Below are 14400 nucleotides of genomic sequence, written 5' to 3'. Positions count from 1 at the left end.
GTTTCGCTGATGTGGGGTATCGTTCCGGCCGCTGGCCGAGGCAGTCGCATCCAGCCGCTCGCCTTCTCCAAGGAGCTGTTGCCGGTTGGCAGTCGTCTCGATTGCGGGATCGAGCGGCCCTGCGCGGTTTCCGAATATCTCGTGGAACGGATGATCCACGGCGGCGCGGACAAGATCTGCTTCGTCATTTCGCCCGGCAAATCCGACATCATGGAATATTATGGCGGCAGCTACGGGCATGCGGCGATCGCCTATGTCGTGCAGCCGCAGCCGAGCGGGCTTTGCGACGCGATCTTCAGCGCGTCGCCATTGATGGGCCGGGACGAATGCGTGATCGTCGGATTGCCCGACACGGTATGGTTTCCCGAGCGGGCGCTGGCCGAACTGCCGGACGACAAGCTGTCCTTCCTGCTTTTTCCGGTGGAGCATCCGGAAGTCTTCGACGCCGTGGTGCTTGATGCGGAAAACCGTGTCTGCGAAATTCAGGTGAAGCAGTCTGAACCCGCTTCGCGGTGGATCTGGGGGGCGTTCAAGATGCCGGGCCGCGTGCTGGAAGAGCTCCGGCAGCTTTGGCTGGAGCGTGAGTGCCGGGACGAATATGTGGGCACGCTGGTCAACGCCTATCTCGCCGCCGGCGGGGAAGCCTGCGGGGTGAAGGCGGGACAATCCTACGTCGACGTCGGCACGCTGCATGGCTATCGCAGCGCCATCGGCCTGTTGAGCGAGGCCGCCGGGGCGCAGGAAGGGGGCGGGGGCGCCCGGGTCGCCATCGGCTGGCCAACCGGGCGCGCCTTCAGTTATCTGACCCAGCAAAGGGTCTAGGAGACACGATGAACGAAATGACGTTGAGTGCGGAGGACATCCGTCGCAAGGCGGAGGCCCTCGGCCCCTGGTTCCACAACCTGGACCTGCGCGGCGTTCGCACGGCCCCGGAGCATTTCCTGGGCGATTACCCGAACGTGAAGTTCCGCAACTTCGCCGATGCCATTCCGAAGGACCTGACGGGCAAGACGGTTCTCGATATCGGCTGCAACGGCGGCTTCTATTCCATCGAGATGAAGCGACGCGGCGCGGAGCGGGTGCTCGGCATCGACTTCGACGACGACTATCTGGCGCAGGCGCGCTTCGCGGCCGAAGTGCTGGGCTGCGATATCGAATTCGAGAAGCTCTCCGTCTATGACGTCGCCTCGCTGGGCGAGCGCTTCGACGTGGTGATCTTCATGGGCGTGCTCTATCACCTGCGCCACCCGCTGCTGGCGCTGGACCTCATCCACGAGCACGTCACCCGGGATCTCATGCTGTTCCAGTCGATGCAGCGCGGTTCCAACCAGGTCGATCCGGTCCAGGCGGACTACGATTTCTTCCAGGCCGATCATTTCGACAGCCCCGGCTATCCCAAGCTGCACTTCATCGAACACGAATATTCGCACGATCCCACGAACTGGTGGGCGCCGAACGCGGCCGCGACCGAGGCGATGCTCCGCAGCGCCGGCTTCGAGATCGTCTCCCACCCGGAGGAGGAGGTCTACCTCTGCCGTCACCGCGACGTGGAGCCGCCGCCGTGGTCCGGCCCGGTCTATCCGGTGAAGGGGCCGGCTGAAGGAGCGTCGAAATGATCGAAGCGGCGATGCTCTGGAACGAGCCGAACAACAAGTCGCACTGGGACCCGGAGATCGATCCGGACTGGTCGATGTTCGCCGAGACCATGACGATTGCCGCGCAGGCGATCCGGGCGGAGAACGCCAACATTCCCCGCGTTCTCGGCGGTATTTCACCGATCGATCCCTTCTTCATCCAGCGGATGCAGAATTACGGCCTGCTCGACCATATCGACGTGGTCGCGGTGCACGGTTTCCCGCTCGACTGGAACCTGTGGCAGATCAAGGAATGGCCGGACAAGATCGACGAGATGCGCGCGGTCACCGACAAGCCGATCTGGGTGACGGAGGTCGGCGTATCATCCTTCGGCGCCGAAGAGGTGCAGGCCTGGGGTGTCAACCGCACGGCCGAACTGCTGGTCGGCAAGGTGGACCGTATCCAGTGGTACAGCCTCTTCGACCTGCCGCAGGCCTGGGGCGCGACCACGCGGCACAAGGAGGCCGAAGGCTCGTCCTATTACCGGCATTTCTACATGGGCCTGATCCGCGAGGACGGCACGCCGAAGCCTTCGCTGGAAGCGTTTGCGCAGCATACGCCGGACATGGGGCTCTGCCAGTGGTTCCACTTCGAGGACCCGCGCCTTGACGAGGGCGTCGCCTGGATGAAGCGGCTCGGTGTGAAATATTTGCGCACCGGCCTTTCCTGGGCCGATTCCTATCGCCCGGACGCGCTGCGCTGGTTCGACCGGCAGATGGAAGCGCTGGCCGACTTCGACGTGACGGTCACCTTCTGCTTCACGCCGGAGCATCGTGGCATCTCCCCGCACCATACGAGCCCGCCGCAGGTGAAGGAGGAATTCGCCGAGTTCTGCGCCTCCATGATCGCGCGCTACGGCTCCAACCGCGTTTCGGAAGCAGCGGAGTAAGACATCATGTCGGCGGCGGATCTCCGGACAGGGCAGGTGGACGGTAAAAAATTCCTCCGGGCGCTAGTCGATCCTGCCGCCGACATTCCATTCAGGGTCGTGGTCGTCGTGGCGCATCCCGACGACGAGACGATCGGTTGCGGCGGACAACTTTCCCGCTTCCCCTCGCCGAAGATCGTCCACGTCACGGATGGGGCACCCCGGAACGGGGCCGATGCGAAGGTGCAGGGCTTCGCGTCGCCCGCCGATTATGCAGCCGCGCGCCGGGCGGAACTGGAGCATGCCGCCGGGGTCGTCGGGATCGTGCCGCAGCAACTCGTCTGCCTCGGTGTCCCCGACCAGCAGGCGTCCGCGAACCTGACGCTCATCGCGCGCCAGCTGACCGGGGTGCTTGCCGAGAGCGACGTCGTGCTCACCCATGCCTTCGAAGGCGGGCACGCCGATCATGAGGCGACGGCCTTTGCCGTGGCGGCAGCCTGCAAGCTTCTCGCCGGCGAGGGCAGGGCGCCGGCGGTGATCGAAATGCCGTTCTATCATCGGGGACCGGATGGCTGGGTGACGCAGACCTTCCTGCCGGAGCCCGCCGCGCCGGAAACGTCCATTGTCCTCGATGCCGGGCAGAGAGCGCGCAAGCTCCAGATGATGGCGGCGCATGTCACGCAGGAAGAGGTTCTGAGGCTCTTCAAGCTGGATGTGGAGCGGTTCCGCCCGGCGGGCGAGATCGACTTCGCCCGGCTGCCGAACGGCGGCAACCTGCTCTATGAGATGTACGACTGGGGCCTGACCGGCGACCTCTGGCTCCAGCGCGTCGCCGAGGCGGAGCGGGAGCTCGGGCTGGTGCGCACCGCATGAGCCTCACCGTCCTCAGCGTCGCCTATCCCCTGGCGCCCGTCGGACCCGATGCTGTCGGCGGTTCCGAACAGGTGTTGCACGCGCTGGACGAAGCGCTGGTCGCGGCGGGCCATCGCTCGATCGTCGTGGCGGTGGACGGCTCTGAAGTCGCGGGAACGCTGGTGTCGGTGCCCCGGCGCCAAGGGCCGCTCAGCAACGAGGTGCGCGAGGCGTGCTGGCCCGCCCACCGTGCCGCCATCGCCGAGGCACTCGACCGCTTCCCCGTCGACGTCATCCATATGCACGGTCTGGACTTCTGGGGTTATCTGCCGCCGGCGGGCCTGCCGGTGCTCGCGACCTTGCACCTGCCGATCTCATGGTATCCGGAGGGCTCACTGACGCCGGATCGGCCGGATACCTGGCTGCATTGCGTCAGCCATGCCCAGCATGACGATTGTACCGCGGCAGTGAGCCTCCTGGATCCCATCGAGAACGGCGTCCCCGTGGAGGCACTCACGGCGTGGCACGCCAAGCGCGGCTTTGCCCTGGTGCTTGGCCGCGTCTGCCCGGAGAAGGGCCTGCATCTCGCGATCGATGCGGCCCGGCAGGCGGACATGTCGCTGCTGATCGCCGGCGAGGTCTTTCCCTATGCCGAGCACGAGCGCTATTTCACCGAGGAAATCGTGCCACGACTGGACCGGCGCCGCCGTTTCATCGGCCCCATCGGCTTTGCCCGCAAGCGCCGGCTCCTGACGGCTGCCCAATGTCTGGTCGTGCCGTCGCTGGTGGACGAGACGAGTTCGCTGGTCGCGCGCGAGGCGGCCGCCTGCGGCACGCCCGTCGTGGCCTTCCGCAAGGGGGCGTTGCCGAAAACGGTGGAGCATGGCCGCACCGGCTTCATCGTCGACGATCTGGACGAGATGGCTGCGGCCATGCGTGCCGCGGCCGAGCTCAGCCCGAGCGTCTGCCGGGAGACGGCACGGCATCGTTTCTCCAACGAACAGATGATCGGCCGTTATTTCGAGGTCTACCAGCGGCTGGCGGAGTTCGGCGCGGGGCGAGCGATGAGCGCCGCGCAGTGAGAATGTCGGGTGCGGATGCGATCTCGCTCGAACTCCCGGGAGCGGCTTTCACGACGGAATTGATCCGCGACCTCAATGGTCTGCGCGCCCTGGAGAAGGATTGGTGGGCACTCTGGCACGCTTCTGGGAGCGCCACGCCATTTCAGTCGCCGGCATGGCTGATCCCGTGGTGGGAAAGCTTCCATCCCGGCGCGCTCTTCACCCTCGCAGTGCGACAGGGCGGGCGCCTCGTGGCGCTGTCGCCGGGCTATCTTGAAGACGGCGTATATGGCCGCCGTATCCTGCCGGTCGGCATCTCGCTCAGCGACTACCACGACGTCCTGCTCGACCCGGCGGCAGGCGACCCCGCGCTCTCCGCGCTCTCCGCTCTCTCCGATCTCGCCGCCGCCCACAGCGACGAATGGGACAGCTGGGATCTGGAGGAACTGCCGGAGCATGCGGCGGCGTTCCGGGTTCCAATTCCCTTGGGCTGCCGCGACGAGATCACGCCTGCCAGCGCCTGTCCGGTGCTGGAAGTCGTCGAGGGGGAGGACGTGTTCGCGCAGGCGCGCAAGAGCAAGAAGCGGCATCTGCGGCTTGCCCGGAACCGCGCGGCGAAGCGGGGCGCCGTCAGCTTCGAGACCGCGACTGACGAGACCTGCCTCGATCTGCTCGGGCACCTTTTCCGACTTCATGCGAGGCGCTGGGGGGAACGCGGCGAGGAAGGCGTGCTGGCGCCGGACGTCGTGCAGCAATTCCAGCGGGCTGCCGTGCCGCGCCTGCAGAAAGCCGGGCTGTTGCGGCTCGATTCCCTCAGGATCGGCGGCAAGATCGTCGCCGTCCAGTATTGCCTGCGCCGGGGTGACTGGGCCGCGACTTACATCAACGGCTTCGATCCTGACTACGAGTTCGAAAGCCCCGGCATGGTGCTGATGGAGCACGTGCTGGCCGATCTTGCGGCGGGCGGTGTGCGGACCTTCAGCTTCCTGCGGGGTCGGGAGGCGCACAAATACGATTGGGGCGCGACGGACCGCATGAATCGCAAGCGAACGATCAGCCACGCGGGCGCGGCGTGAGCCGGGACGCCTTGCAGCACGCGATGGCGCAGGGTGCACGTGGGGGATTGCCCGCGAACATCGCGCTGATGCAGATGATCGTTGCGGCGGATAGCCCCGACGATATCGATGCGGTGCTGCATGGGAGGGAGGGAGATCCCCTACGGCTCGCCGAGATGCGGCAACTCTGGCAGGACAATCCGCAGGCATGGAACGTGATCCGCTCCGTGCTTGCCGAAGTGGGGGAGCCCGGCGCGGCGGCCACGCCGGCGGAGGAGATCGCCCTCTGGCGCGGGGTGTTCGACCGGGTGGCCGCGATCTCGGGCGAGGGGAGCGTCGCGCTCTATTCCCTCGGCAACCCGGCGATCCTTCGCGCCGCGACGGCCGAGATCGTTGGCCGGCTGGACGAATGGGGCCTGCTCGGCCCGACCGGGGACGTGCTCGATTTCGGCTGCGGCAATGGGCGCATCGAGGAAGCATTGTCCGCCAAGGTGGCCTCGATCGTCGGGGTAGACGTTTCCGGCAGCATGGTGAAAGCCGCGGGCATCCGGTGCCGCGGGCTCGGAAACGTTCGCTTCGAGCAATCGACGGGGGAGGATCTCCGCCCCTTTGCCGATGCGAGCTTCGACCTCGTGCTGGCCGTTGATTCCTTTCCCTACCTCGTGCAGCCGGGGCTTCTTCTCGCGCAGACGATGATGCGCGAGGCCGCCCGAATCCTGCGGCCCGGCGGCAGCTTCGTCATCCTCAACTTCTCCTATCGAGGCGATGGGGAGACGGACCTGCGGGACGCGCGACTGCTTGCGGAAACAGCGGGTTTTCGTCTCCGGCGGGAGGGCACGCGCGATTTCTCGCTGTGGGACGGACGCGCCTTTCACTTCCTGAAGCTTTGACGCGCCAACAAAGCTCAGCTTTTTCCGGCATCCGCGGTTGCCCGCAGCCTCCTTGAGGGCTAGAAATCCGCCGATTTCATCGAAATGTCGGTTGCCGGCCTCGGATCTCAAGGGAAGGAATAAAGATGCGCGTTTATTACGACCGCGATGCGGACGTGAATCTGATCAAGGACAAGAAGGTCGTCATCGTCGGTTACGGCAGCCAGGGCCATGCGCACGCGCAGAACCTCCGCGATTCCGGCGTCAAGAACGTCATCATCGCTCTGCGTCCGGGTTCGGCCACCGCCAAGAAGGCCGAAGAGGCCGGCTTCCAGGTCATGTCCGTCGCCGACGCGGCCAAGGTCGCCGACCTCCTGATGATGTGCACGCCGGACGAACTTCAGGCCGACATCTACAAGGAGCACGTCGAGGGCAACATCCGTGACGGCGCGGCGCTCGCCTTCGCCCACGGCCTCAACGTGCACTTCAACCTGATCGAGCCGAAGTCGACCCTCGACGTCGTCATGATCGCGCCGAAGGGCCCCGGCCACACGGTGCGCGGCGAGTACCAGAAGGGCGGCGGCGTGCCGTGCCTGATCGCCATCGCGCAGGACGCGACCGGCAACGCGCAGGACCTGGCGCTCTCCTATGCCTGCGCCATCGGCGGCGGTCGTTCGGGCATCATCGAGACGACGTTCAAGGAAGAGTGCGAGACCGACCTGTTCGGCGAGCAGGCCGTGCTCTGCGGCGGTCTGGTCGAGCTGATCCGCGCCGGCTTCGAGACGCTGGTCGAGGGCGGCTACGCCCCCGAGATGGCCTATTTCGAGTGCCTGCACGAAGTGAAGCTGATCGTCGACCTCATCTATGAGGGCGGCATCGCCAACATGAACTACTCCATCTCCAACACCGCCGAGTGGGGCGAGTACGTCACCGGCCCGCGCATCGTGACGTCGGAGACGAAGGCGGAGATGAAGCGCGTCCTGACTGACATCCAGACCGGCAAGTTCACCTCCGACTGGATGCAGGAAGTGAAGGGCGGCATGGCCCGCTTCAAGGGCACGCGCCGCTTCAACGACGCCCACCCGATCGAGGAAGTCGGCGAGCGCCTGCGCGGCATGATGCCGTGGATCTCGTCCAACAAGCTGGTCGACAAGGCCAAGAACTAAGCCTCGCTTTCCGGCGAGAAATCAGACCCCGCGGCGCCCGGCGCCGCGGGGTTTTTCTTTGCCGGAGGAAATGAATTCCCGCCGGACTGGAACCTTTGTCCATTCGCAAACGTCTGAACTCCTCAGGAGGAGCCGGATTGGACACTGGAGAACTCATCGCGCTGCTGCTGGTTCTCTCGGCGGTCTGTAGCTGGATCAACAGCCGGTTTCTCCGTCAGCCGAACGCCATCGGGGTTCTGGTCGTCACCCTCGTCGGCTCCATCATCGTCCTGATCGTGGATCGCCTCGTTCCCTCATTGCCGATCCACAAGTCCATCGAGGGGACGATCAACAAGGTCGATTTCTACAAGACCTTCATGAACGGCATGCTGGCTTTCCTGCTCTTCGCAGGCGCGCTGAATGTCGACGCGGGGCGGCTGAAGCAGGAGCGCTGGGCGGTGGGCGCGTTGGCAACCGTCGGCGTGATCCTGTCGACGCTGATCGTGGGAACCTGCGTGTGGCAGGGATCGCGCCTGCTCGGGTCGGAAATGCCGGCCGCATGGGCCTATGTTTTCGGAGCGCTGATCTCGCCGACCGATCCCGTGGCCGTGCTGGCGATCCTGAAGACCCTCGATATTCCCAAGCCGTTGGAGGTCCGCATCGTCGGAGAAAGCCTCTTCAACGACGGTGTCGGCATTGTCGTGTTCACGATCGCCCTGGCTTTGGCCCAGCCCAACGATCAAATCCATCTGAGCGATGTCGGTCTGCTTTTCCTGCGCGAAGCTCTTGGTTCCGTCGTGCTTGGCGCCATCGGCGGATGGATCGCCGTGCGCGCGATCAAGAGCATCGATAACCCTCCCGTGGAAATCCTGATCACGCTGGCGACCGTGGCCGGGCTCTATACGCTCGCCACCGATCTGGAGACGTCGGCGCCCGTCACCGTCGTCGTCGCGGGCATCCTTGTCGGCAGCCGTGGCGCCGACACGGCCATGTCGGAAACGACGAAGGGTATGCTGTTCCAGTTCTGGGAGTTGGTGGACGAACTCCTGAACTGCCTGCTGTTCCTGCTTATAGGGCTTCAATTGCTGGTGCTGCCCATCGCCTTCCAGGTGATCGGTCTTGCCGTTCTTGCGGTGATCAGCGTGTTCGTGGGCCGACTGGTTTCGGTTTCCGTCCCGATCCTGCTGCTCCTGAAAGGGACATTCGCCACTCGCGCCATTCCGATCATGACATGGGGCGGCGTGCGCGGCGGCATTTCGATCGCGCTGGCGCTGTCCATCGGAGATCCCAACGCGCGGACCCCGATCGTGCTGGCGACCTATGCGGTCGTCATATTCTCCATCCTGATTCAGGGGCTTACGATGCGCTTCCTGATCCAGAAAACTCCGTTCGAAAGCGTGCCCAATGACTAAGAGCTACGAGATCTACCACGTCTTCACCGACGGGCCGGAGGGCGGCAATCCGCTGGCTGTCGTCCATGACGCCGACGATCTTTCGGCCGAGGAGATGCAGGCGATCGCCACCCGGTTCGGCCTGTCGGAGACGATCTTCATACTGAAGGACGAGAACCCCGCTCATTCCGCGCGGGTGCGTATCTTCACCCCCGTATCCGAGCTGCCATTCGCCGGCCACCCCACCGTGGGCGCGGCGGTTTCCCTGGCCGTGAAGCGCTTCGGAGGCGAGCCGGGCGAGAAGGAGGCGGTGGTCACGCTGGTGGAGGACGTGGGGCTGGTACGCTGCGGCGTCAAACTGCACGACCCCTCGTCGGGCTTCGCGGAGTTCGATTGTCCGAAGCTGCCGGAAGAAGCCGGGGAGGCGATCGAGGCCGAGCTGATCGGCGCGGCGCTGGGGCTCGCCCCTTCCGACCTGATGTTCGAGAACCATCGCCCGAGTCGCTGGTCGGCGGGCGTTGCCTTCAACTTCGTTCCGGTGAGCGGCATGGAAGCGCTCGCCAAGGCGAGGGTGGTCAAGGATGCCTGGGAGACGGCGTTCGGGAAGGAAGACGCCTATCTGTATACCCGCGAGACGGAAGGGCACGACCATTCCTTCCGCGCCCGCATGTTCGCGCCCGCCATGGGCATCGATGAGGACCCGGCGACGGGTTCGGCCGCGGCGGCCCTTGCGGGCGCTATCCTCAATTTCGACGCGCTGCCCGACGGCGAGTATCGCCATGTCATCGAGCAGGGCTTCGAAATGGGGCAGCCCTCACTGATCTCGTTGGAGCTGATCGTGGATGGCGGAGCGCTTGCCACTGTCCGCATCGGCGGCGACGCCATCCGCGTCAAGGAGGGAACGCTGGAGCGCTGATCCTGTCGTTCCGGTGACGGAGCGCGGGTCAGGCGGCGCGGAGAATGCCGACGATCTCGGCCATCCGCGCTGCCGCGCCGTTTTCGTTGCCATCGGCCTGCAGCATGCGGGCCTCGGCGATCAGCGTGCGGACGGAATCCGCATCGGTCTCGGACAGGCGGTCGGAGCTCAGGATTTCGTCCATCAAGCCGCTTTCGTCCCGGACCCAACCGCGCGCCGTCGCTCCCGCGCCAAGCGTCGGTCCGAGAACGGCCAGAACAAGGGCAATATAGAGATCCTGCCGGATCGGCATTTCCGTCTCCAGGGTGCAAGCGGGCGTTCCTTGCCAAGCAAGAAAGTTGCCAGGCAGAGCAAAACGTCGCGAGAAATCCGAAGAAGACAGTATGAGACCGTGAAGGTTAACGAGGCGTGAACATCCTCTGCGAAGTGTCGAGGCGAGCGGTTGCGCCATTCACGATGAAACGTTATTCTCCTGCCTATCGAGGTTTGACGGGATGACCATGCGGTCCACCGATGTCATGAAGCTGCGGAATGCCGTGCCGTCTGGACGGCCGCTCGCGCTCGACCTCGGACTCCTCCTTCTTCTTAGGCGCCCCTGAGCGCCGGCAGCCCGGGCTTGCTCCACGCGAGCCGCACAGGGCGGGTCCTCAGGGGAGATCATCGAGACAGCTGATCCTCGCGGCCCGAGCACCGCATGCCTGAAGGAAAATTCCCGTGAATACGATTTCCGAAGTTTCGCAATCGACGCCTCAGCCTGCCTCCGACAAGGATCGCATCCTGATCTTCGACACCACGCTGCGCGACGGCGAGCAGTCGCCCGGCGCGTCCATGACGCTGGAGGAGAAGCTCCAGGTCGCCGACATTCTGGACCAGATGGGCGTCGACATCATCGAGGCGGGTTTCCCGATCGCCTCGGACGGAGATTTCGAGGCGGTGCAGCAGATCGCCGGCCGGGTGAAGCGCTCGGTGATCTGCGGGCTCTCCCGCGCCTCCGCCAAGGACATCGACCGCGCGGCCGAGGCACTGAGGCCGGCGGAGCGTCGCCGCATCCATACCTTCATCGCCACCAGCCCGCTTCACATGAAGTTCAAGCTGAACATGACGCCGGAGCAGGTGCTGCAGAAGGTGACGGATTCCGTCACCCGCGCGCGCAACCACACCGACGACGTGGAATGGTCCGCGGAGGATGGCACGCGTACCGAGCACGATTTCCTCTGCCGCTGCGTCGAAGCCGCCATCAAGGCGGGCGCCGGCACCATCAATATCCCGGACACGGTCGGCTATTCCGTGCCGGAGGAATATTTCGCGTTGATCTCCATGCTGCGCCAGCGCGTGCCCGGGGCGGACGATGTGATCTTCTCCACGCATTGCCATGACGATCTCGGCATGGCGGTTGCCAATTCGCTGGCCGGCATCCGCGCCGGCGCGCGGCAGATCGAATGCACGATCAACGGCCTTGGCGAGCGCGCGGGCAACGCCGCTCTGGAAGAGATCGTGATGGCGATCAGGACACGCGGCGATGTGCTGCCCTTCGACACCGGCATCGACACCCGGATGCTGGTCCGCGCCTCGCGCATGGTCTCCACCGTTTCCGCCTTCCCGGTGCAGTACAACAAGGCGATCGTCGGCAAGAACGCCTTCGCGCATGAGAGCGGCATCCATCAGGACGGCATGCTCAAGAACGCCGAGACCTATGAGATCATGCGGCCCGAAGATGTCGGCGTCAGCCAGACCTCGCTGGTCATGGGCAAGCATTCCGGCCGCCATGCCTTCCGCGAAAAGCTGGTGGCGCTGGGCTACCAGCTTGGCGAAAACGCCTTCGAGGATGCGTTCAAGCGCTTCAAGGATCTCGCCGACCGCAAGAAGCACGTCTTCGACGAGGATATCGAGGCGCTGGTCGAGGACGAAGTCGCCGCGGCGGGCGAGCGCATCCGCATGATCGCGCTCACCGTGATCTCCGGCACGGGCGGTGCTGCCCGCGCCACGGTGACGCTGGACGTGGACGGTCGGCACGAGACGCGGGAATCGCACGGGGACGGTCCGGTCGACGCCACCTTCGCGGCGATCCGCAAGATCGTCGAGCACGGCGCCGACCTCATGCTCTATCAGGTGAGCGCCGTGACGGAAGGTACGGACGCGCAGGCGGAGGTTTCGGTCCGCCTGGAAGAGAACGGCAAGACCGTCACCGGCCGCGGCGCGGATACCGACACCATGGTCGCCTCCGCCAAGGCCTATGTCTCCGGGCTCAACAAGCTGATGACACGGCGTGCCAAGACGGCTCCCGAAGCACTTCGGGCGGGCTGATCATCAAAAGCGAGCCTGTTTCCGCCGAGAGCGAACGCCGGGACGACAAAGCCCCGCGCTCGCCCGTCACTCCCGCCGAGCCCGCGAGCGGGCCAGCCACCGGAACTGGAGGTCCGCTGCGCATCGACGCGCCAAGTGCCGCCGGGGCAGGGCGGCTCGGCTTTATCGATCTCGTGCGGGGCATCGCCATCATCGCGATGGCGATCTTCCATGGCGCCTGGGATGTCGGGGCGCTCGGGCTCATCGCCCATCCGGTCGCGGACTTGCCGGGCTGGCGCCTGTTCGCCCGCTGCATCGCCGGCACCTTCCTGATCCTCGTCGGCGTCAGCCTCGTGCTGGCGAACCGGCGCGGTCTGAAACTTCGGCGCTTCGGCCGGCGGCTGGCGATGCTGGCCGTATCGGCAGCCGCCGTGACCGTCGTTACCTGGTTCGTCTTCCCGGACGCCTTCATCTTTTTCGGCATCCTTCATAGTATCGCCGTCGCCAGCGTTCTGGGGCTGCCGTTCCTGCGCCTGCCGGTCTGGGTGGCGGTGCTGGCTGCGATCTTCTGCCTTGCCGCCCCGCATTTCCTGGCTGGCCCCGTCTTCGATGCGCCCGCCTTGCAATGGCTGGGGCTGATGGACTATGCGCCGCAGACCAACGATTACGTGCCGGTCTTCCCGTGGTTCGGCTGCGTGCTGGCGGGAATGGTGCTGGCCCGGCTCGCTGGCCTGCAAGGGCCCACGCCGAGGCTGAGTCTCCCGCCGGTGCGAGCTCGATTGCTGCGGCCGCTGGTCTGGGCCGGGCGGCACAGCCTTGCCATCTATCTTATTCACCAGCCGCTTCTCTTTGGCATTTTCTGGTGCATCGCGCAGGCGTTCGGCCCGAACCTGCCGGGGCCGGCGGCCAATTTCGTGGAGACCTGCCAGGAGATTTGCGAGAGCGGCGGGACTGATACGGGCATTTGCACCCGCGCCTGTGGCTGCGTGGTGTCGACCGCCAAGTCGCAAGGCATCTGGCCGCATGTGCTCGCCAACCAGCTTTCCCCCGACGAAAGCGACGCCTATCAGAAGCTCGGAGGCGAGTGCCGGGCACAAGCCGGAGAGGAGTAGCCGCCATCCTCTCTTCGGGAACCTGATGATATCGGAGCCTGACTGTAAGTCTTGCGAGAGATAAGTATATGTCTGCGTTCCGAAAGTAACCGGATATCTCAGGACTTCTTCCTGCCATGATCCCGGCTCAAGAGTGCTTCGAGCGCATCGCCGGGGGTAGGCGGCGCTCTGGAGGTCATCAAATGCAACGTCTCCTCGCAGCGCTGGGCGTCGGCCTGTCGCTGTTCTGCTCGACGGCAGCTTTCGCCGGCGCGGCATCCGTCGGCGCGCAGCCCGTTTTGGGCGGCGTTTCGGCGCCTTCGGCAGGTTCGCTCCTGCCGGTGCAGTATTATGGTCCGCCACCGCCTCCGGAATGGGGTCCGCCGCCACCTCCGCCGCCGCCTCATTGGGGCCCGCCGCCGGAGTGGGGCGCGCCTCCGCCGCCACCTCCGCCTTTCTACGGCCCGCGCCCCTATGGTCCGCCGCCGCTCGGCGCGACCTGCCGGATCAGCCATTCGCGACAGTATGGGATGTACCGCGCCCAGCCGCTGGGCAGCTCCTGCTTCATTCCGGGGCGTGGCTATGGCCGCGTGACGCCCTGAGCGACCGGGAAAGCTCATCAAACAGAAAGCCCCGCCAATGGCGGGGCTTTGCGTTTCCGGGCGGGTGTTCGTCCCGGCGGACGATCAACGCTTGGACATGACGTCCGGCGTTTCCTCGCGGGTGAGGTATTGCTGGACCGTGCCCGGCAGATGCTGCTTCAGGAAGTCCGCCATGGCGATTTCCTCCTGCAGGATTTCCTCGCAGATCCGCTTGGTTTCGGTGTCGCCGACATAGTCCGCCGCGCCGATCAGGCCGGTATAGGTTGCCTGTTCGAGGTTCTCGAAGGCGTAGCTGATCACCGCGCCCTTGACGATCTCGTCGCCCATCGTGGCGCCGCCGAGGCCCTGCATGGTGGCCATCAGCTTGCCGGCGAGATCCTTGAACGAGGACGTGCTGCCGCCGAGCCGGGTGATGCAGCTTTCCAGCTTCTTCTGCTGGCCCTGCGTCTCAACGATATGCTGCTCGATGCGGGCCTTGATCTCCGGATAATTCTCGATGCGCGAGGCCTGCGCCTTCAGCATCGTCTCGGCCTGCTCCTCCATGGCATGCGCGTCTCGAAGCCACTGGAGAAGTCTGTCTTTCGCTGACGCCATCGTCCTGCTCCATCCTGTCGCCGATCACCCGGCATAAA

At 65.3% G+C, this 14400-nt stretch carries 15 protein-coding genes; 13 read left to right on the top strand and 2 right to left on the bottom strand.

What is annotated here, in order from left to right; genetic code table 11:
- Nucleotides 1-9 precede the first annotated feature (9 nt).
- From BMY25_RS07485 to BMY25_RS07440, 10 genes are all read left to right on the top strand, one after another.
- Nucleotides 10-822 (top strand): nucleotidyltransferase family protein, encoded by an 813-nt coding sequence (locus BMY25_RS07485; protein WP_092496014.1) that lies wholly within the window; start codon nt 10-12, stop codon nt 820-822.
- Between the two features lie 8 nt (nt 823-830).
- Complete coding sequence (locus BMY25_RS07480; RefSeq protein ID WP_092496013.1) at nt 831-1616, top strand: TIGR04290 family methyltransferase; 786 nt, start codon at nt 831-833, stop codon at nt 1614-1616.
- Nucleotides 1613-2524 (top strand): glycosyl hydrolase, encoded by a 912-nt coding sequence (locus tag BMY25_RS07475; RefSeq protein ID WP_092496012.1) that lies wholly within the window; start codon nt 1613-1615, stop codon nt 2522-2524. Before BMY25_RS07480 ends, BMY25_RS07475 begins: the two co-directional genes overlap by 4 nt.
- A 6-nt stretch (nt 2525-2530) precedes the next feature.
- The gene (locus BMY25_RS07470; protein WP_092496011.1) at nt 2531-3376 is read left to right on the top strand and encodes a PIG-L deacetylase family protein; all 846 of its coding nucleotides are present in this window, start codon (nt 2531-2533) and stop codon (nt 3374-3376) included.
- Entirely contained in the window at nt 3373-4437 is a 1065-nt protein-coding gene (locus BMY25_RS07465; protein WP_092496010.1) for a glycosyltransferase, read from the top strand. The genes BMY25_RS07470 and BMY25_RS07465 overlap by 4 nt, the downstream gene beginning before the upstream one ends.
- 2 nt (nt 4438-4439) lie before the next feature.
- Nucleotides 4440-5492: a GNAT family N-acetyltransferase gene (locus BMY25_RS07460; RefSeq protein ID WP_092496009.1), complete on the top strand. Its 1053-nt coding sequence runs from the start codon at nt 4440-4442 to the stop codon at nt 5490-5492.
- Nucleotides 5493-5515: 23 nt separating this feature from the next.
- On the top strand, nt 5516-6361 hold the full coding sequence (locus BMY25_RS07455) for a class I SAM-dependent methyltransferase (protein WP_092496140.1): 846 nt from the start codon (nt 5516-5518) through the stop codon (nt 6359-6361).
- Between the two features lie 125 nt (nt 6362-6486).
- Nucleotides 6487-7506, top strand: coding sequence for a ketol-acid reductoisomerase (gene ilvC, locus BMY25_RS07450; protein WP_092496008.1), 1020 nt, complete (start codon nt 6487-6489; stop codon nt 7504-7506).
- A 137-nt stretch (nt 7507-7643) separates the two neighbouring features.
- Nucleotides 7644-8897 carry a cation:proton antiporter gene (locus BMY25_RS07445; protein WP_092496007.1) on the top strand — a complete coding sequence of 418 codons (1254 nt, stop codon included), beginning with the start codon at nt 7644-7646 and terminating at the stop codon, nt 8895-8897.
- On the top strand, nt 8890-9792 hold the full coding sequence (locus BMY25_RS07440; protein ID WP_092496006.1) for a PhzF family phenazine biosynthesis protein: 903 nt from the start codon (nt 8890-8892) through the stop codon (nt 9790-9792). Before BMY25_RS07445 ends, BMY25_RS07440 begins: the two co-directional genes overlap by 8 nt.
- Before the next feature lie 28 nt (nt 9793-9820).
- Here the strand turns inward: BMY25_RS07440 and BMY25_RS07435 are convergent, their stop codons facing one another.
- Nucleotides 9821-10084, bottom strand: a complete 264-nt coding sequence (locus BMY25_RS07435; RefSeq protein WP_092496005.1) for a hypothetical protein — start codon at nt 10082-10084, stop codon at nt 9821-9823.
- 431 nt (nt 10085-10515) lie between these two features.
- On the opposite strand from BMY25_RS07435, the gene BMY25_RS07430 reads away from it, so the two are divergent.
- The 3 genes from BMY25_RS07430 (at nt 10516) to BMY25_RS07420 (ending at nt 13768) form a co-directional block, all read left to right on the top strand.
- Complete coding sequence (locus tag BMY25_RS07430) at nt 10516-12096, top strand: 2-isopropylmalate synthase (protein WP_092496139.1); 1581 nt, start codon at nt 10516-10518, stop codon at nt 12094-12096.
- Nucleotides 12093-13187, top strand: a complete 1095-nt coding sequence (locus tag BMY25_RS07425) for an acetyltransferase domain-containing protein (RefSeq protein WP_346432143.1) — start codon at nt 12093-12095, stop codon at nt 13185-13187. The genes BMY25_RS07430 and BMY25_RS07425 overlap by 4 nt, the downstream gene beginning before the upstream one ends.
- A gap of 182 nt (nt 13188-13369) precedes the next feature.
- On the top strand, nt 13370-13768 hold the full coding sequence (locus BMY25_RS07420; RefSeq protein ID WP_177176773.1) for a hypothetical protein: 399 nt from the start codon (nt 13370-13372) through the stop codon (nt 13766-13768).
- Nucleotides 13769-13852: 84 nt separating this feature from the next.
- On the opposite strand, the gene BMY25_RS07415 is transcribed toward BMY25_RS07420, so the two are convergent.
- Nucleotides 13853-14362 (bottom strand): ferritin-like domain-containing protein, encoded by a 510-nt coding sequence (locus tag BMY25_RS07415; RefSeq protein ID WP_092496003.1) that lies wholly within the window; start codon nt 14360-14362, stop codon nt 13853-13855.
- Between the last annotated feature and the right edge of the window lie 38 nt (nt 14363-14400).

It is taken from the genome of Faunimonas pinastri (assembly GCF_900110915.1).
GTDB classification, from domain to species: Bacteria; Pseudomonadota; Alphaproteobacteria; order Rhizobiales; family Afifellaceae; genus Faunimonas; species Faunimonas pinastri.
Note: the sequence above shows the minus strand (reverse complement) of the source record. Positions and strands in the feature narration are given on the sequence as shown.